Consider the following 17803-nt stretch of genomic DNA (forward strand, 5'->3'; position numbering starts at 1 on the left):
CAGAATAATTTGTTTTCTCTTTTTATTTCCTTTCAGTCACAACAACATGGACATAATCACCTGGTTGTTTTTGTAATTGGTTTCTTATTGACTTCAACATCCCAATAATATAACACACTTTTCCTTCCGTATCTTTTACACCCATATTAACCATACTACCATCATAGGGAATACCATCAAAAGTTACATGAACTTTCAATCGTCCTTTTCCAAAAAGTTGACGTATATCATAAGGAAAAATCACATAAGCGCCACCTTTATCCTTAACATCATGGATTTGAGCATCAAATTCAAAAATCTGACTCATCTTGTTTACTCCTACTTTGTTTTTCATTGTTGTTTTTTAATTCCTGTTTCATTTTTAATCGACTATTTGTCCATCGACGTAACAATTCATATATCACTGAAAATGTTGGTAATCCAAATATCATTCCCGGAATACCAAATAATCCTCCACCAGCACTTACCGCAAACAATACCCATAATGCTGATAAGCCTACTGAATTTCCTACGACATGAGGATAAATCAAATTGGATTCAAACTGTTGTAATAAAGTACTAAAAACCAAAAAGATCAAAGCTTTTATTGGTGATACAAACACGATTAAAACTGATGAAATAACAGCCCCAATAATTGGTCCAAAGTAAGGTATAATATTAGTAAAACCAATCACAATGGCTGCAATAGAGGCATATGGAATATCTAAAATAATACATCCAATATAACATAGCACACCTATAATCACTGATTCTGTGAGTTGTCCAGCTAAAAAGCTTTCAAAAGTTGAACCCGTTAGTGATAAGACTTCACTAATATATTGATAATGTTTCTCATTAAGAACAGCTTCACCAATTTTTTTGATTTGTCTAATCAATTTATCTTTAGAAAACAACATATATATCGCCATTACAAATCCCATAAAAACATTAACTATACTGGTTGTTATTTGGCTGACACCAGAGGCAATACCCACTGCCCAAGTTGTCAAAGAAGAAAGAAGAGCTTGAGTCATGCGATCTTGTAAAGTATTTAATTTCTCTAATAAATCTGCTGATAAATGCACTTCTTCAAATAGATATGTTAACCATTTTTCTGTCTGACTAAAAATATTTGGTAAATTATCAATCAACATTCTGATATTTTCTATAACTTGTGGCACTACAACCATTATAACAATAAAAAGCACTAATAAAATCAATAAAACAGCTAATATTGCTGAAATGATTTTCTTTCTTTTTTCATTTTGTATGGGTAATTTCTTTTCAAATAGTTTCATAGGAATATTGAAAATAAAGGCTAAAATAAAACCAATAATGAATGGTTGAATAATCCCAATTAAATTCTCTAAATAATAAAAGATTTTCTCAAAATATATCACGCCTAAAACAAGTAAAGCCCCATATGTTAAAATAATTAATATGTTCTTTAATGTTAGATCACGTATTTTTATTGATGTTTTCAAAATCATCACCTCTGCATTTATTCTATCATATTAATATGAACTCTTTATTTATCCAAATAAATATATGTATTCATAAATGTTTGATTCTTCTCTAAAATTTTAAAAACGGCTGCACCGATTATTAAAACAATCGCTTCACCAATAAAAACATATCCGCATTAATCCAGAATGGTAAATCTAAAAGAAAATAAAGTTCAGATCCAACAATCGCACCATTGAATAAAGCACCGAAAAATGCTCCTACCAATAGATGAGAAACAGACATCATAGCTAAACAAGTTAATAATGTTGCAAGCGTTCCAAAAATCATATCATAAACTCCCATCGGTGAAAAAGCATTGGCAAAAAAACAACCGACAACCAAACCAGGAATATAACGACGATTATAAAAAGCTAAAAGCATCAGAATTTCAGCAAATCTCAATTGAATCGCTCCATAAGACAATGGAGAACATATAAAAGTGAAAGCTGCATAAACACAGGCAATCATCGCATTAATAATCATAAAACGCATTTTTGTTTTCATAAGACACCTTCTTTTCTTTATCATTATAACATATTTTTATAAAAAAGCTTTGCTTTCATACATATATTTATTAAACTATAGTTATAACATAGGGAGGTATACTATGACAACACTTTATGTTTCTGATTTAGATGGTACACTATTAAATTCTCAACAAACTTTATCAAATTATACAATGGAAACAATCAATCAACTGGTTGATGAAGGAATGTTATTTTCTTATGCGACAGCACGTTCTTATCAAACTGCCAAAAAAGTTACTCAGGGATTCAAAGCACATATTCCTTTAATTGTCTATAATGGTGCTGTGATTAGAGATAATCAAACAGGAGAAATCTTGTTATCACATTGTTTTAAAAAAGATATCCATCAATTATTAGATCATTTTTTAAAGAAACAAATTTATCCAATGGTTTATGCTTTTATTAATGGTGAAGAAAAATTTTCTTTTATTCCAGAAAAATGTACACCAGCCATGCTTGAATTTATTGATACACGCAAAGGTGATCCACGTATAAGAGTCATTCATGATATTCAAGATTTTTATATTGGTGATATCTTTTATATTACTTTTATTGATGAAAGTGAAAAACTTGAACCTTTTTATCTTCAATATCACAATCAATATCAATGTTTATTCCAAAAAGATATTTATACAAACCAGCAATGGCTAGAAATCATGCCCCAACATACTTCTAAAGCTCATGCTATTGAACAATTAAAAGCACTCTATCATTATGATAAACTTGTTGTTTTTGGTGATGGTGAAAATGATATAGAAATGTTTCAATTAGCTGATGAGGCTTATGCAGTAGATAATGCTCATGAAAAACTGAAAGCTATCGCAACAAAGATTATTCCATCCAATGATAATGATGGTGTGGCTCATTTTTTAAAACAGACATACAAAAAGCCATAACTGATGTTATAGCTATAAATAACAAATTTTCACTTCTGAAAAACTGATTTTTCCTTTTAATGTAATGCAATGTTCAATCAAATCACTATTCATTTCTTCCATTGATATATGGGATAATAAGCTATCTGTCTGATCAATGACTTTCCATGTATGAGGAATATATAGTTCTAACATACCACAAGTGACATAGAGATTGAAATCAATGTTTTGATTTTTCATAGTGGCTTGTTGAAAATAGACTTTTGCCATTCCGGCACGATTTGTAATCAAAACATTTTCAATGTTTTGAGAATCAATATATCTGATACAACTTCCAAAGTTTTCTTCAATGTGCACCTCAACATCCTTAACTGCTTTTTGATCTTGAATGTCTTGATAATTATGATTCTGTTTCTTTGATGAAGGAAACAGAATATGCCATCCAATACTTGCAAATAAAGCTGCTAAAAGAACTGTCCAAGGTGTAATTGCTTCTAAACCAAGTGGCTCATCATACAAAATTATAAGAAATGCTAGGGAAAATAGAAAACTTGTAACTTCTCTATGAAATAAACTCCAAACAACAGATACTCCAAAAAACACTGTCAGCATCAAAGTCCAGATACTAATATGAAAATTAAAAATACCTAACTGTGAAATAATTAATAAAATAGCTAAGGCAATAAATAAAATACCCCAAAATATTCGACTCTTTTTCATTCTATAACCTCTTTTCTTCCAATCTTGAACGAAGTGGTTTGTAATAATGTCTTGATATATAAACTTGTTTATGTGTATGTTCAAATTCAACAAGACAAGGACTGGAGATTGTTTTATGCAAAGCATATATTTTTTGAATATTTAAAATTGTTGATTTAGAAACACGCATAAAACGTCCTGGTAATATTTCTTCAAGCTCATATAATTTATATTTAATTTTATACATATCATCACATGTATGTCCATGAATCTCTTTACCATCTGTTTCAAAAAACAAAATATCATTTAATGACAAATAATATTCAACTGTTCCCTTATAAAAAACAATGGCTGTCTGACTTTTAGAAATATCACGCAATACTTCTTGGATATGTTGAATTTTTTCATTCATACAAGGCGTTTTAATCACCACTTCTTCATCTTCTAAACGCTCATCAATTTCTATTTTTATCTTCATATTCAATCACCCTTGACACTTCTAATATAAACATCTCTTATCAAAAAGTAAATAGCGAATCACTAAGTGGTTCATTTCATGAAATAAGTGGTAAAAAAAGGTATGTATCATTTTGATATATACCTTTTTCGGCTCTATAATTCTTCACCATTTGTTTCAATGACTTTTTTATACCAATAATAAGAATCTTTAGGAATTCGGTTTAATGTTCCAGAGTTTTCATCTTCTTCACGATCAACATAAACAAAACCATAACGTTTTTGATATCCATTTAACCAGCTTAATAAATCTGTATAAGACCATGTACAATAAGCTAAGACACGACATCCATCATCACAAGCTTTCTTTAATTCTTCAATATGTGCTTTTAAATAAGCAATACGATATGGATCATGAATTTTTCCATCTTCGACTTTATCAAATGCTCCCAAACCATTTTCAGAAATAACAACTGGTAAATCATAACGTGAAGTAATGTCACGACAACACATTCTAATTCCCATTGGATCAATTGTCCAATCCCAATCTGTTGTTGGTAAGAAATCATTTGCAGGATTCTTATATAATCCTGGAACACCTTGCACCTGTGCAGTTCCTTTTTCTCCCGTTGTATTCATTGTATTTGTCATACCGACACCATTGATGTCATTATACTCAGCTACACATGTTTGATAATAGTTTACACCCATGAAATCAACTAACGCAGCAGCTTTTTTCAAGATTTTGGCATCGCCTTCTTCCATTTGTGGTGCGACACCACGACTTTCCAAATAAGCCCAGGCACTTCTTGGATAACGTCCATAAGCATAAATATCCATCCACCAATAATTTTGTAAATCATCATAATCAGCTTTTGCCATTGCATTTTCTGGTTTTCTATCATATCCATAACATGGACTATAAGCAAACGAAGCACCAACTTTTGCATCAGGGTACATTTCTTTTAAAGCTAATACTGTCTTTGCATGTGCCATATTCGCATGATGATTCACTTGATAGAACATCTTTTCATCATTTTCTTTTCCTGGAGGATGCATACCTTTTAACCATCCAAATGAAGTAAAAATATTTTGTTCATTCATGGTAATCCAATAATGCACACGATCTCCATATCTTTCAAATAATGTTTTGGCATAATTGACATAATCATCAACAATTTGACGATTTTCCCAACCATGATACTGTTCCTCTAAAGCTTGAGGCATATCCCAATGATAAACTGTAACCATTGGTTCAATTCCATATTTTAATAACTCATTAATCAAATCATCATAGAATTGAAGTCCGGCTTCATTCACTTCACCATTACCATTAGGATAAATTCTTGTCCACGCAATCGAAAAACGATAAGTTTTTAATCCCATTTCAGCCATTAATTTTACATCTTCTTTATAGCGATGATAATGGTCAACAGCCTTATCTCCCGTTGTTGCCTTAAAAGTTTTACCAGGAATTCTTACAAACTTATCCCAGTTAGAAACACCTTTTCCATCAGCGTCCCATCCACCTTCTACCTGATAGGCAGCAGATGCACTTCCCCATAAAAAGTCTTTAGGGAAACCTTTTGATTTTTCAAAATACATATAAGTCCTCCTCTTTTTATATATTCTCATTCATAAACTCAATAAGAGATAATGAATACGAATCTTGTTTATCTTTTAAATCATAAAGATGTTCTTCTTTAATTGGAAACAATAATTTATTAGATGCATCATGATTATATAATGGAAAAACCATCTGAAATGGTACATCCTGATCATTTTTAGAATGAACATAAATTGTTGGTATTTGATTTTTCTTTACCAATTCCACTGTATTCATCTTTTTAATATCAACTTTTAATTCATCTTTGACAACTTTTCTAATCACTCTTCCTGCCAAATAGCGTGGAATTTTCATTTCTTTTTGACATTTACTTGTTAAATAATGATAAACATCATCATAAGCACCTTCACTGATAATCAAATCTACATTCTTTAATTTTCCTACACCAGAAGCATTTAAAATGGTATTTGCTCCCATTCCTTTACCATACATAATAAAACGATGATCTTGACCATATTTTTGTAATAAATACGTATTGAAATACATCAAGTCAAATACATCACGATAACCAAAACCACGAATATAACCATCACTCAATCCATGAGCATGTGCATCAATCATTAAAATATGATCATTTTCAAAAACACTTTCTAAATATTTAACAGTGTTTTCTAATGATTTCGCTGATGCCATGAGTTCATGCAAACAAATAATTGTTCTTTTCGCATAAGGCTTTTCAATTAAATAAGCTTGTAAATACAAACCTTTATGATTTTGAATCTTGACTTTTTGTGCATTCAATGTTTCATACCAATTTCCTTGATCCTCTTTATTTAAATGTTCACGATATAAAACTTTTTTGCAAATTGATTGGCAAAAGCTAAACTTGCAGTTAAAGTTGAAGCTGTTAAGGTTGAAGCAACTGCTGTTGTCATTGCTAATTTCTTTTTCATTTATACCACTCCTTAAAATTATCCATCAATAACCTATTAATATTTGTGACTTGTTCAAATGAACTCAAACGATAGCTTTCATTTTCCATTCTTGCTGCAAAATACTGAATAGCCGTTACAAGTTCATCACGTACTTTTGGTTTCATATCATCTGGAAAAGATTCAATTGGGAAACATGTGAAAACAAAAGTATTATAATCTCTATGGAATAAATCTAATAAAATCTGATAACCTTCAGTTTGGATAATCCAATTTCCTAAGGCTAAATCTAAATCATGATTGGCAAAAGTTAACATATAATGAATAATATTTCTTAAAGCATTGATTAAAACTTCATAATAGTTTTCATAATCACTATAAAAGATATAATAAATATATGAAAAAATTAAATTTCCTTGTCTTGAAGAAGGCTTTGTAGCTTCTAATATAAAGTCATTACCCATTAATTTAAACTCATCTTTAAAGTGATCAATAATCGCCTTAGAAACATAATAATGTGATAAAACCATTGAACCAAAATCAGTCATAATCGCAAAAGTAAAACGTGAGTTTAAACATAAAGTTCTTATGGCTTGAAATAATTCTTCAGGTACATTTTTATAAAACTTATCTAAATGTTGCCAGACAAGACGAATAATCTTTCTTATATAATAAAGATGAAATTGATATTCTGTATCTAAATATTTAGAATCAGTCCCATCCCATTCATATTGATATAAAACACAATCAAATAAAAGATTAACTGAATCAATAAAATTTTTATAATTTTTATGTTTCAATTGTGTTTTGAGTGATGGTAAAAAATCTTATAGAAATCATCCATTGTCTGTTGATTAATGCCATGATGATATTTCATATAACTTAAAATATCACAAAATTCAATCGGTGCCAGCACATTTAAATCTTCTGAAACTGTCTTTATAAAATTTTCATATAAAGAATAATGTAATACCCTTTTATACCCAAGTTTCAACAAGACACGTTTTAATGCATCTTTTACAATATAGATTTTTTCCTGTTCATGTAAATCTTCTGAAAAAGTATACGTAATCTCATCTTGGCAATGAATTTCTACAAAGATATCAATTTGTCGAAAATTCTGATCCAACATATAATAATGCACTTTAAACGTATTTTCTTCCATGCGATAGCCACTATGATAACGATATTTTCCAACATACTGTGACTGATGATCAGCCATAAATTTTTCTATGACTGTCTGATCAAATACCATATTTTACCCTCCTTTATGAGCTTTTTGAAAACGTGGTAAAAACTGCTTACGTACATATTGCACTGCAATATAACGAATATTTTCTCTTGAATAATCTCCCCCAATTGAAAGTGAAGTATCCATAATTTCTTCGGTCAATAAAGTTAGCTCATGATCTGATAACTCTATTTTTTCTAAAGCTATTGTTGTTTTTACAATCTCTTTACATTCATCTATATAATCTTTTTTATCTATATCTATAACATGTTCCATAATTTCATTCTCCTTAATAGACATTATACCATGATTATGTGTCTTTTTTATAGACAAATCTTTCTTTTTTAAAGTCATTTTACGATTCTTTTCTTATCAAAAAAAGCAGGTTACATCCTGCCTTGTCTGTTATCTTAAAAAACGAATATCTTCTGTGATTTCAAAACCTAAATCTTCTAAATGTTGTTTAGCCTGTTGATATGTCTGCATATCTAATAAGGCACTTGCTTCATGGGCGTCTGTTCCAATAACCACACGATTGCCCACTTCTCTTGCAATTTTGAAAAAATCATCACAAGGATAATGACGATGTGTTTTATAACCTAATAAATTAAATTCCAAAGGCAAATCTAATTGTTTGGCTTTCAAACATAATCTTTTCATTTCCTGAATGTAAAAAGGATCTTTTGTATTGAAATTGGCTAAATCAGGATGTGCAACATAACTATATAGACCAGTTTCCATGGCTTGAATACAAGTATCTACATATTTTGTGAGTTGCTTAAACGTCAAAGGAAAGCCAAAATAACAACCATTTTCATCACTTTCATCATAATGTTGACCTAAAATAATATAATCAATTGGATAGGTTTTTAACATCTTTTTTAAGCCATCCATATATTTTTCAAAATATTCACATTCTAAACCAATTTTAATAGAAATCTGATTTTTATATTTTTCTTTTAATTGTAATAATGTTGTTATATAATCTTCTATTTCACTAGCTTCCATACGCATTGTTGGATGAAAAGAAGAAGTATAAACCCAAGGTGTATGATCACTAAAACCAAGTTCTGTATAACCTGCTTTAATGGCTGATAGAATATATTCTTCTTCTGTATTGATTGCATGTTTGCAACGTTTTGTATGGGTGTGATAATTTTTCATGAAATGTTTCCTCCTTTTATGTTCACCATTATAACGCATTTCATTCATTTATCGCAATAAAAATAGGTATCTTAAGATACCTATTCATAATCACAAGTATAACCACGCATATCTAGTTCTAATTTTTCAACCTGCCAGTCTTTTAATAAATGTCCCAATTCCTCTTTCATTCTCACAACACCTTTTTTATCACTTTCACGAATGACAGCCATAATTGTTGGTCCTGCTCCAGATAAATAACATCCTAATACATTTTCATCCTGCTCTAAAGCTGCCATAATTTCATCATAACCACGAATCAATGTACCACGATATGGTTGATGTAGACGGTCTTTAAAGCCAAGTTTTAACCCATCATCATACCCATTAATTAAAGAGGCAACCATTAAAGCCAAATGAGATACATTCGCAATTGCGTCCTGTCTTGGTAATTGTTGTGGTAAAACAGCACGTGATTTTTCAGTAGATAAAGTAAATGGTGGAATAAAAGCGACAAAACGATAATCATGTTTGACTGGAATGTTTAAAGTTGTGACATGATTGTCATTCATCACTGATACAGTCAATCCACCAAAAATGGCAGGCGCAACATTGTCAGGATGCCCTTCAATCTGTGTTGCAAGTTCTAAGATTTCTTGACGCTCTTCACTACGATCAACAAATGCATAAGCGCCTACAATACCTGCCACAATACATGTTGAAGAACTTCCCAATCCTCGTGTATAAGGCACATCTCCACTACATTCAATTTTTAAACCATGAAATTCTAAACCACAGGCTTTGGCTCCTTCTAAAAAGGCACGATAAGTTAAGTTATCTTCATTACAGAATTGTTGAGGACATCCAATAATCTCTAAACCTTCATCCAATAGTTCAAAAACAAAAGTATTGTATAATGTGACAGCTAATCCCGCAACGTCAAATCCTGGTCCTAAATTGGCACTTGTTGCTGGTACTTTAACTTTAACTTTCATAGTGAAATCTCCTTAATTTTTTGAGAAATCGCATCAATGATTTCTGATTTATCAATGACTTGTTGATGGAGCACTTCTCTTTGATCTAAAGCTACTAATGGTTTTGGAATCGCTACACCTGTTTTTTGACAAACGGCTTCAATTGCTTCGTATTCAGATAAATCTTTATTTTCTAAAGCTTGATAGACTGAATCAGCAAATTTATATGGTGAGGCAGTCGCTAAAATAATTGTTTTTGTAGAATCTCTAAAGGCTTTTTGATATTCTTTATAAACACCATAGCCAATTGCTGTATGAGTATCTAATAAGTATCCTGTTTCTTCAAAACAATTTTTCACTGTTTCCAAAACTTCATCTTCATCCAACCATCCAGCTTTAAATAAAGTTTGGATTTTTTCTAATAAATCAGATGATATTTCATAAACACCTTGTTGATTTAATTGTTCCATATAATTTCTCACTTTTTGACTGTCCTGAGCCATCATATAAACAAGTCTTTCTAAGTTACTAGACACTAAAATATCCATTGCAGGTGCATTTGTTTTATAGAAATCACGACGAGCATCATATCTTCCAGTACGGAAGAAATCCGTTAAAATATTATTTTTATTAGAAGCCACAATAAATTTCTGAATTGGTAGTCCCATTTTTTTAGCAATCACACCTGCTAAACAGTTCCCAAAGTTCCCACTAGGAATTGTAAAATTCACTGCTTCATTTAATGCAATCTTCTTTTCATTGACAAGTGTCATATAAGCATAAAAATAATAAACAACCTGAGGAATTAAACGCCCTATATTAATAGAGTTGGCTGATGATAAGAAAACATGATGTTGATCACATAAGTCTTTTAATTCTTTTGATTGAAAAGCTTGTTTGACAGCACTTTGCGCATCATCAAAGTTTCCCTGAATCCCCACAACATCAACATTTTGTCCCGTTTGTGTCACCATCTGTTGTTTTTGAATAGGTGAAACACCATCTTCAGGATAAAACACCTGAATATAAGTACCTTCAACATCTTTAAACCCTTCTAAAGCCGCTTTTCCCGTATCACCAGAAGTAGCCGCTAATATCATAACTTTTCTTTCTTCCCCTTTTTTCTTTAAAGAATAAGTCATAAAATGAGGCAATAATGATAATGCCATATCTTTAAAAGCCGCTGTTGGACCTTGAAATAATTCAGCTATATAAACATCTCCTGCCTGTTTCACTGGCACAACTTCTTGTGGAAACAACCCATTTCCATAAGCCTTTTGACATAGTTCTCTGATTTCTTCTTTTTCATTTTCTCCAACAAAAGAAGTTATAATTTCAGTTGCCATATCAACATATGATAAATGTTGTAATGCCTTTAAATCTTTTTGTTCTAATTCAAAATTTGGAACAAGCAAACCTCCATCATTTCCAATCCCCTGTAAAATTGCATCATAAAAATCTAATGGTCTTTGTTGTCCTCTGGTACTAATATATTTTTTATCACTCATGATTCACACCTGCTTTCATATTTTTTTCATTGTATACAATTTTAAAATACAAGTCAATATTATTAGACTATTTAAGCATATTTATCATATATTTTATAAAATATCTAAAAATAGAAAATATCTATATTCTTTTATGAATATCATTTTGACTAATACTTCGCAATATACTATAATAGCTTTATTATATAAGGGGGAATCAAAAAATGAGCCAAATCATTATACCTAAAGATTATAAACCACATTTAAATTTAATCGAAACAGAAGTTGCGATTAAAATGATTAAAGATACATTTGAAAGAAGATTAGCTGAACAACTTCGTTTGACTCGTGTTTCAGCACCTTTATTTTTATTAAAGAATACCGGTTTAAATGATGATTTAAATGGTATTGAAAAACCTGTATCATTTACATCTTTTGAATTAAATCATAATGATGAAATCGAAATTATTCATTCTTTAGCTAAATGGAAAAGAGATGCTTTATATCGTTATGGTTTTGAACAACACACAGGATTATATACTGATATGAATGCAATTAGAAAAGATGAAGAGTTAGATAACATTCATTCTATGTATGTCGATCAATGGGATTGGGAAATGGTCATTTCCAAAGAAGATCGTACTTTAGATTATTTTAAAGCAATTGTAGCCAAAATCTATAATGCTTTATTAGATGTTGAATTTTTGATGATTAGACATTATCCTCAATTAGGTGAATCTATTTTACCAGGCCAAATTTATTTTATCACTTCTCAGGAGTTAGAAGATTTATATCCTCAACTCTCACCCAAACAAAGAGAAAGAGAAATTGTTAGAGCAAAAAAGCTGTTTGTATTTTACAAATTGGTGATTTATTAAAATCAGGACAGAAACATGATGGACGTGCTCCTGATTATGATGACTGGAAATTAAATGGTGATATTCTTGTTTATAACACACAATTAGATGATGCTTTAGAAATCTCAAGTATGGGCATCCGTGTAGATGAAGAAGCCTTAAAAGAACAATTAGAAAAAGCTGATGCTTTAGAACGTTTGTCATTACCATTCCATCAAAATATCATTAATCATGTTTTACCATTAAGTATTGGTGGAGGTATTGGGCAAAGTCGTTTGTGTATGTTCTTTTTAAGAAAAGCACATATTGGAGAAGTTCAAGCTTCATTATGGGATGATGAAACAATTCAATTAGCGGCCAAAAATCAAATCCATTTATTATAAAAACATTCCAAAACTGGAATGTTTTTATTGTTGTTCTAATAATGTAATGACATCTAATAATGATGACAAAACACCACTCGCTTTTTGTACATATTGTTCATGAGGATATTTTAAATCCGGTACACAGTATACTGGAATGTTCGCATCATAGGCTGCTTGTATACCTGCCTCACTATCTTCTAAAACAATTGCTTCTTGTGGTAATACTTCAAGTTTGTCACAAGCTTTTAAAAAGATATCTGGAAAAGGTTTTCCACGTTTTACATCTGGACCACAAACAATCTCATCAAAATAATCCAAAATTTGACAATCATTTAAAAGACGTTTAGCACGTTCATATAAACTTGATGTTGCTAGTGCGATGCGATAATGATGCTCATGAAGATATTGTAAAAGTTCTACAGCACCTTTTTTAAGACTCACTCCTTTTTCTTGAATCAAATCAATTTCTAATTGATGAAACATTTCAAATTTTTCTTCAATATCATAATCCAAATCATAACATTCTTTAATAAACTGCAACGATACTTTTAATTGTCTACCTGGATAATCTTTAACATAATCATCCATTGTAAATGTATAGCCATAACTTTCAATTAATCTTTTATAACATTCATAAGAAATCACTTCTGTATCCACTAATAAACCATCCATATCAAAAATAACTGCCTTAATCATACCACAACCTCCTCCACTTTTCATTTATCTTATTACAATTTCATCAAAAATAAAAGAGCATTACAAAAGTAGAAAAAATTTTCTCAAATAAAAAAATCTCCAAGCAAAGGAGATTTTATTTACCAATATTCTACCATATATTGAATTTCACTCTTTAAATCTTCAGTAAAACCATCTAAATCTTCAAATGTAATAGCCTGATCTCTTATTAAAGTAAAAATATTTTCTTTCATCTTTGATCTTCTCATATCCACAACAACACCAACACTTCGTTTATCTTTTGATATTCTTTTTTCTAATTCCCAAAAATTCTCGGATGCTAAATGGTCGCTTTGTAAAAGTTCAATATATTGATTATTGAGCTTTTGCATATAGTTTTCTTGCCATATTCCAATTTTCTTTCTAAATAGTTTCCAATCTTTTTCATTAACCTCTCTCATCATATTACCACCCTTTTGATATATTCTTTAAAATTATTATACTCTTTTTTTATCATTTATTCCATTTCATTTTTCAAACAAAAAATCCTCTCATAAGAGGACTTTTTATTCTATTTCAATATGATGATCTAAAATATAAGCTGTGAGTATTGTTAGAAGAAAACTGCAAATTAAACTAACAAAATAATATAATGTAGGCACACCATTACCAAAATTAACCATATCTATTCCAAATCCTACAACAAAATTCAATAAATAAGAATAGGCAATTCCCAAAACAATCCATAGACAAACCCCTAAAGCAATACGATGATGACGACATAATTTTGTATGCACAACCGTCAATGAAAAATAAATAAAGATAACCAAACTATAAACTTCTATAAACATTGTTATGATTGTTTCAAGAATCTCTACAGGATGATTCCAAATATCATCAGTTATAACTTTTACAAATTCTGGTAAACCTTTAAAAAAGTCACTTGCATTGCCTGATATCATTTCACTAACCAATCCCATCAACAAAACACCAACACCCAACACAAAACTTGCAATGATAAACCACAAAAATGTGACAACAATTTTAGAAATAATCAACTGTAAAGAGGAAACGGGTAATGTTAGATTTAAATAAGCTGGTCTTTTAAACATAGAATGATAATAACGAGTAAAGATGCTGACAAATAAGGCAATACAAATACCCATAATTAAAACTGTAAAACCAAAAGCCATCGCAAAAGTTAAAAATGGAATATCAGGAATGATTCCTTCTGTAAAAAATGGTAATAATATACATGCTCCTAAAAATACACAAAAGGAAATTATAAAGGAACGCATAGAATGAATAAATTCATATTTCATGAGTTTTAACATTTAAATTCCTCCTTAAAAATATCATTTATTGAAGCATGTCTTTGACTTCTTAAATCTTCACTGTTTTCATGTAAAACAATTTCTCCATTTTTAATAAAAATAACTTCATCAAAAATCTTTTCAATATCCGCAATCAAATGTGTTGATAATAGAACAAGGGCATCATCCGCATAGTTATTGAGAATAATATCTAAAATCAATTCTCTAGCCACTGGATCAATTCCACCCAAAGGTTCATCTAAAATATAAATTTTTGCTTTTCTTGACATCACTAATATGAGCTGAAACTTTTCTTTCATTCCTTTAGAAAGTTCCTTGATTTTTATTTTCTTTTCAATATCCATTCTTTCCATTAAAGCTAAAGCCTTATTTAAATCAAAATCATCATACATATCCACAAATAAATTTAAAGCATCACTTGTTGTCATCCAATTTTCAAAATAAGGTTCATCTGGTAAATAAGAAATAATTTTCTTAGAATGAATACCTATAGGTTGTTGATCAATGCTGATTTGTCCCTGAAAATCTTTTAATAAACCATTTAAAACTTTAATTAAGGTTGTTTTGCCACTTCCATTGGGTCCAAGTAATCCCACAATTTGTCCCCCATTTAATGTTAAGTTGACATCTTTTAAAACTTGTTTTTTTCCATATTTTTTATTTAAATTATGGATTTCAATCAAAGTACTCATCACTTTTCCTCCTGACTTTGTAAATATTCAATAATATCTTTTTGTGTGACACCATAATTTTCCATTTCTTCAACAAATTGTTGAATCGTTTCACGAATCTTCTTTTGGCGACAGGCTTCAATAAAATCTTTGTCCTCACTGACAAATCTGCCCACTGCTCTTTGTGTCAAGATAAATCCTTGACGTTCCAATTCTAAAAATGCTCTTTGAATCGTATTAGGATTGACACCTAATCGTGAAGCCATTTCTCTAACCGATTCTAATTTTTCTCCATATTGTAATTGACCACTCAGTATTTTTCCTTTAACTTCTTCAACAACTTGTAAATAAATCGGTGTGTCTGTTTGAAAATGATTCATCTACATCCCACCTCACTGTATTAATACACTAATACAGTAACACAGTCGCATGATTTTGTCAAATCTTTCATGTTATTTTTATGAAAATCTCAACAATCCTATTTTTTCTATGTTATAATAAAAAACAATTGGAGGTATGAAAAATGAAAGATGGATTTATAAGAGTTGGTTGTGCAAACTTTGAAGTCCAATTAGGACAAGTTAAAAATAATGCACAAAATATTATATCTTATGTTAAAAAAGCAAATGAACAAAAAATCAAAGTTCTTGTTTTTCCCGAACTTTGTTTAACTGGATATACCATTGAAGATTTATTCTATCAAAAACGCATTTTAAATGAAGTCAATCAACAAATAGAAGTGATATTAAATCAAACCAAAGATTTAGATTTATTCTTTGTGATTGGTTGTCCCTTGATTTATAGAAATAAACTTTATAATTGTGCTATTGCGATGAAACAAGGAGAAATTTTAGGAATTGTTCCAAAAACATATATCCCAACTTATCATGAATTTTATGAAGGGCGTCATTTTGCTAGAGCGTTGGATGAAATTCAAATCATGACAATCAATGGAAAAGATTATCCTTTTGGAACGCAATTATTATTTGAATGTCAAAATCATCCTGATTTAAAAATTGGTATTGAAATTTGTGAAGATTTATGGGCACCTTTGCCACCAAGTACTTTGCATTGTTTAAATGGTGCGACTTTAATCCTTAATCCTTCTGCCAGCAATAATCTCACAACAAAATCTGATTATCGTCGCTTGCTTGTTTCTTCCCATAGTGCCAGACTTGTTTGTGGTTATGCTTATTGTAATGCTGGACTAGGTGAATCTTCCACTGATGTTGTTTTCAGCAATCATCATTTAATTGCAGAAAATGGAACTTTATTAAGTGAATCGACGCAATATAGTGAAGGCATTATTTATGCTGATATGGACATGGAAAAGCTTGTGAGTGAAAGAGTTGAAATGACAACTTATGAAAATGATCAAGATGCTTATCAAATCATTCCATTTACATTGGACAATGAAGATATAGATTTAAATCGTTATTATGATCCACATCCTTTTGTGCCAAGCGACCATCAACAACGTGCTATGCGTTGTCAGGAAGTCTTTGATATTCAAATTCATGGTTTAATTCAAAGATTAAAAGCTGCCCACATCCAAAAAGTGGTCATTGGTATTTCAGGTGGACTAGATTCGACTTTAGCCCTTTTGGTGACGTGTATGGCGTATCAAAAATTAGGTTATCCATCAAAAAACATTATTGCAGTAACAATGCCTTGTTTTGGCACAACATCACGTACTAAAAATAATGCTTTAAAAATGATGGAAGAATTAAATGTGACATCTTTAACTGTTAATATTGCAGATGCTGTTAGACAACATTTTAAAGATATTGACCATGACGAAAACATTCATGATGTCACATATGAAAACTGTCAAGCCAGAGAACGTACACAAGTTTTAATGGACATTGCTAATCAAGAAGGCGGTATTGTCATTGGAACAGGTGATTTATCTGAAGTTGCTTTAGGATGGTCAACATATAATGGTGATCATATGAGTATGTATGCTGTCAATGTTTCTGTCCCAAAAACACTTGTGAGATATCTCGTTGATTATGTTTCATCTTTATATCAGGGACAGCCACTTCATGATACTTTACAGGACATTTTAAATACACCTGTTTCACCGGAATTATTACCGGCTAAAGATAATGAAATTGTGCAAAAGACCGAAGATATTGTCGGTCCTTATGAACTTCATGATTTCTTCTTATATCATCATGCAAGATTCCATTATGAACCTCGTAAACTTTATCGCATTGCTTGCCATACATTCCAAGGCCAATACGACTGTGTGATAATTAAAAAATGGCTACAAACATTCTATCGCCGTTTCTTTACCCAACAATTCAAACGTTCATGTATCCCTGATGGCCCAAAGGTTGGAAGTGTGGCTCTATCACCACGTGGTGATTTAAGAATGCCTAGTGACGCTAATGTTGAATTATGGCTACAAGAATGTGAACAATTATAATGTATACAAAAAGAAATACCTTTGATGGTATTTCTTTTATACTTTATTGACGATGTTTCCAATATTCTTTGACAGGTAAATCAGCTTGGTAATC

The 17803-nt window shown here is 30.6% G+C and carries 20 protein-coding genes and 1 pseudogene; 3 read left to right on the plus strand and 18 right to left on the minus strand.

Features of this window, described 5'->3' with window-relative positions:
* Window positions 1-22: 22 nt before the first annotated feature.
* From NMU03_RS04610 to NMU03_RS04620, 3 genes are all read right to left on the minus strand, one after another.
* Entirely contained in the window at window positions 23-307 is a 285-nt protein-coding gene (locus NMU03_RS04610; RefSeq protein ID WP_290141507.1) for a DUF1905 domain-containing protein, read from the minus strand.
* Window positions 291-1463 carry an AI-2E family transporter gene (locus tag NMU03_RS04615; RefSeq protein ID WP_290141508.1) on the minus strand — a complete coding sequence of 391 codons (1173 nt, stop codon included), beginning with the start codon at window positions 1461-1463 and terminating at the stop codon, window positions 291-293. Before NMU03_RS04615 ends, NMU03_RS04610 begins: the two co-directional genes overlap by 17 nt.
* A 121-nt stretch (window positions 1464-1584) precedes the next feature.
* Window positions 1585-1989, minus strand: a complete 405-nt coding sequence (locus NMU03_RS04620; RefSeq protein ID WP_290141509.1) for a QueT transporter family protein — start codon at window positions 1987-1989, stop codon at window positions 1585-1587.
* 103 nt (window positions 1990-2092) lie between these two features.
* Here NMU03_RS04620 and NMU03_RS04625 point away from each other — a divergent pair, with 103 nt between their 5' ends.
* Entirely contained in the window at window positions 2093-2908 is an 816-nt protein-coding gene (locus NMU03_RS04625) for an HAD family hydrolase (RefSeq protein ID WP_290141510.1), read from the plus strand.
* Window positions 2909-2920: 12 nt separating this feature from the next.
* Here the strand turns inward: NMU03_RS04625 and NMU03_RS04630 are convergent, their stop codons facing one another.
* The 10 genes from NMU03_RS04630 to thrC form a co-directional block, all read right to left on the minus strand.
* The gene (locus NMU03_RS04630; protein ID WP_290141511.1) at window positions 2921-3607 is read right to left on the minus strand and encodes a LiaF transmembrane domain-containing protein; all 687 of its coding nucleotides are present in this window, start codon (window positions 3605-3607) and stop codon (window positions 2921-2923) included.
* 1 nt (window position 3608) lies between these two features.
* Entirely contained in the window at window positions 3609-4064 is a 456-nt protein-coding gene (locus NMU03_RS04635) for a LytTR family DNA-binding domain-containing protein (protein WP_290141512.1), read from the minus strand.
* A gap of 134 nt (window positions 4065-4198) precedes the next feature.
* Complete coding sequence (locus NMU03_RS04640) at window positions 4199-5647, minus strand: glycoside hydrolase family 1 protein (protein ID WP_290141513.1); 1449 nt, start codon at window positions 5645-5647, stop codon at window positions 4199-4201.
* A 16-nt stretch (window positions 5648-5663) separates the two neighbouring features.
* The gene (locus tag NMU03_RS04645) at window positions 5664-6410 is read right to left on the minus strand and encodes an alpha/beta hydrolase (protein ID WP_290141514.1); all 747 of its coding nucleotides are present in this window, start codon (window positions 6408-6410) and stop codon (window positions 5664-5666) included.
* Between the two features lie 148 nt (window positions 6411-6558).
* Entirely contained in the window at window positions 6559-7341 is a 783-nt protein-coding gene (locus NMU03_RS04650) for a hypothetical protein (RefSeq protein WP_290141515.1), read from the minus strand.
* Window positions 7338-7796, minus strand: a complete 459-nt coding sequence (locus NMU03_RS04655; RefSeq protein ID WP_290141516.1) for a hypothetical protein — start codon at window positions 7794-7796, stop codon at window positions 7338-7340. The genes NMU03_RS04650 and NMU03_RS04655 overlap by 4 nt, the downstream gene beginning before the upstream one ends.
* A 3-nt stretch (window positions 7797-7799) precedes the next feature.
* A complete protein-coding gene (locus NMU03_RS04660) occupies window positions 7800-8048 on the minus strand; it encodes a hypothetical protein (protein ID WP_290141517.1) in 249 nt (82 codons plus the stop codon).
* A gap of 129 nt (window positions 8049-8177) precedes the next feature.
* Entirely contained in the window at window positions 8178-8936 is a 759-nt protein-coding gene (locus tag NMU03_RS04665; RefSeq protein WP_290141518.1) for a histidinol-phosphatase, read from the minus strand.
* An 80-nt stretch (window positions 8937-9016) separates the two neighbouring features.
* Entirely contained in the window at window positions 9017-9910 is an 894-nt protein-coding gene (gene thrB / locus NMU03_RS04670) for a homoserine kinase (protein WP_290141519.1), read from the minus strand.
* The gene (gene thrC / locus NMU03_RS04675; protein WP_290141520.1) at window positions 9907-11397 is read right to left on the minus strand and encodes a threonine synthase; all 1491 of its coding nucleotides are present in this window, start codon (window positions 11395-11397) and stop codon (window positions 9907-9909) included. The genes thrB and thrC overlap by 4 nt, the downstream gene beginning before the upstream one ends.
* A 203-nt stretch (window positions 11398-11600) precedes the next feature.
* Here thrC and asnA point away from each other — a divergent pair.
* Window positions 11601-12616: pseudogene (gene asnA / locus NMU03_RS04680) on the plus strand (aspartate--ammonia ligase).
* Window positions 12617-12640: 24 nt separating this feature from the next.
* Here asnA and NMU03_RS04685 read toward each other — a convergent pair.
* From NMU03_RS04685 to NMU03_RS04705, 5 genes are all read right to left on the minus strand, one after another.
* A complete protein-coding gene (locus tag NMU03_RS04685; protein WP_290141521.1) occupies window positions 12641-13294 on the minus strand; it encodes an HAD family hydrolase in 654 nt (217 codons plus the stop codon).
* A 119-nt stretch (window positions 13295-13413) separates the two neighbouring features.
* Window positions 13414-13734, minus strand: a complete 321-nt coding sequence (locus tag NMU03_RS04690; protein ID WP_290141522.1) for a multidrug transporter — start codon at window positions 13732-13734, stop codon at window positions 13414-13416.
* 105 nt (window positions 13735-13839) lie between these two features.
* Window positions 13840-14607 carry a hypothetical protein gene (locus NMU03_RS04695; RefSeq protein ID WP_290141523.1) on the minus strand — a complete coding sequence of 256 codons (768 nt, stop codon included), beginning with the start codon at window positions 14605-14607 and terminating at the stop codon, window positions 13840-13842.
* On the minus strand, window positions 14601-15299 hold the full coding sequence (locus tag NMU03_RS04700) for an ABC transporter ATP-binding protein (protein ID WP_290141524.1): 699 nt from the start codon (window positions 15297-15299) through the stop codon (window positions 14601-14603). The genes NMU03_RS04695 and NMU03_RS04700 overlap by 7 nt, the downstream gene beginning before the upstream one ends.
* Window positions 15299-15658 carry a GntR family transcriptional regulator gene (locus tag NMU03_RS04705; RefSeq protein ID WP_290141525.1) on the minus strand — a complete coding sequence of 120 codons (360 nt, stop codon included), beginning with the start codon at window positions 15656-15658 and terminating at the stop codon, window positions 15299-15301. Before NMU03_RS04705 ends, NMU03_RS04700 begins: the two co-directional genes overlap by 1 nt.
* A 143-nt stretch (window positions 15659-15801) precedes the next feature.
* Here NMU03_RS04705 and NMU03_RS04710 point away from each other — a divergent pair, with 143 nt between their 5' ends.
* The gene (locus NMU03_RS04710; RefSeq protein ID WP_290141526.1) at window positions 15802-17709 is read left to right on the plus strand and encodes an NAD(+) synthase; all 1908 of its coding nucleotides are present in this window, start codon (window positions 15802-15804) and stop codon (window positions 17707-17709) included.
* Window positions 17710-17803: the final 94 nt, after the last annotated feature.

Origin of the sequence: Allocoprobacillus halotolerans (assembly GCF_024399475.1) — a bacterium.
Taxonomy (GTDB): domain Bacteria; phylum Bacillota_I; class Bacilli_A; order Erysipelotrichales; family Coprobacillaceae; genus Allocoprobacillus; species Allocoprobacillus halotolerans.

Bases quoted from the DNA above. Each gene is read 5' to 3' on its own strand.
- NMU03_RS04610 (WP_290141507.1), bottom strand. From the start codon at position 307: ATGAGTCAGATTTTTGAATTTGATGCTCAAATCCATGATGTTAAGGAT.
- NMU03_RS04620 (WP_290141509.1), bottom strand. From the start codon at position 1,989: ATGAAAACAAAAATGCGTTTTATGATTATTAATGCGATGATTGCCTGT.
- NMU03_RS04625 (WP_290141510.1), top strand. From the start codon at position 2,093: ATGACAACACTTTATGTTTCTGATTTAGATGGTACACTATTAAATTCT.
- NMU03_RS04630 (WP_290141511.1), bottom strand. From the start codon at position 3,607: ATGAAAAAGAGTCGAATATTTTGGGGTATTTTATTTATTGCCTTAGCT.
- NMU03_RS04635 (WP_290141512.1), bottom strand. From the start codon at position 4,064: ATGAAGATAAAAATAGAAATTGATGAGCGTTTAGAAGATGAAGAAGTG.
- NMU03_RS04640 (WP_290141513.1), bottom strand. From the start codon at position 5,647: ATGTATTTTGAAAAATCAAAAGGTTTCCCTAAAGACTTTTTATGGGGA.
- NMU03_RS04655 (WP_290141516.1), bottom strand. From the start codon at position 7,796: ATGGTATTTGATCAGACAGTCATAGAAAAATTTATGGCTGATCATCAG.
- NMU03_RS04660 (WP_290141517.1), bottom strand. From the start codon at position 8,048: ATGGAACATGTTATAGATATAGATAAAAAAGATTATATAGATGAATGT.
- NMU03_RS04665 (WP_290141518.1), bottom strand. From the start codon at position 8,936: ATGAAAAATTATCACACCCATACAAAACGTTGCAAACATGCAATCAAT.
- thrB (WP_290141519.1), bottom strand. From the start codon at position 9,910: ATGAAAGTTAAAGTTAAAGTACCAGCAACAAGTGCCAATTTAGGACCA.
- thrC (WP_290141520.1), bottom strand. From the start codon at position 11,397: ATGAGTGATAAAAAATATATTAGTACCAGAGGACAACAAAGACCATTA.
- NMU03_RS04685 (WP_290141521.1), bottom strand. From the start codon at position 13,294: ATGATTAAGGCAGTTATTTTTGATATGGATGGTTTATTAGTGGATACA.
- NMU03_RS04690 (WP_290141522.1), bottom strand. From the start codon at position 13,734: ATGAGAGAGGTTAATGAAAAAGATTGGAAACTATTTAGAAAGAAAATT.
- NMU03_RS04695 (WP_290141523.1), bottom strand. From the start codon at position 14,607: ATGTTAAAACTCATGAAATATGAATTTATTCATTCTATGCGTTCCTTT.
- NMU03_RS04700 (WP_290141524.1), bottom strand. From the start codon at position 15,299: ATGAGTACTTTGATTGAAATCCATAATTTAAATAAAAAATATGGAAAA.
- NMU03_RS04705 (WP_290141525.1), bottom strand. From the start codon at position 15,658: ATGAATCATTTTCAAACAGACACACCGATTTATTTACAAGTTGTTGAA.
- NMU03_RS04710 (WP_290141526.1), top strand. From the start codon at position 15,802: ATGAAAGATGGATTTATAAGAGTTGGTTGTGCAAACTTTGAAGTCCAA.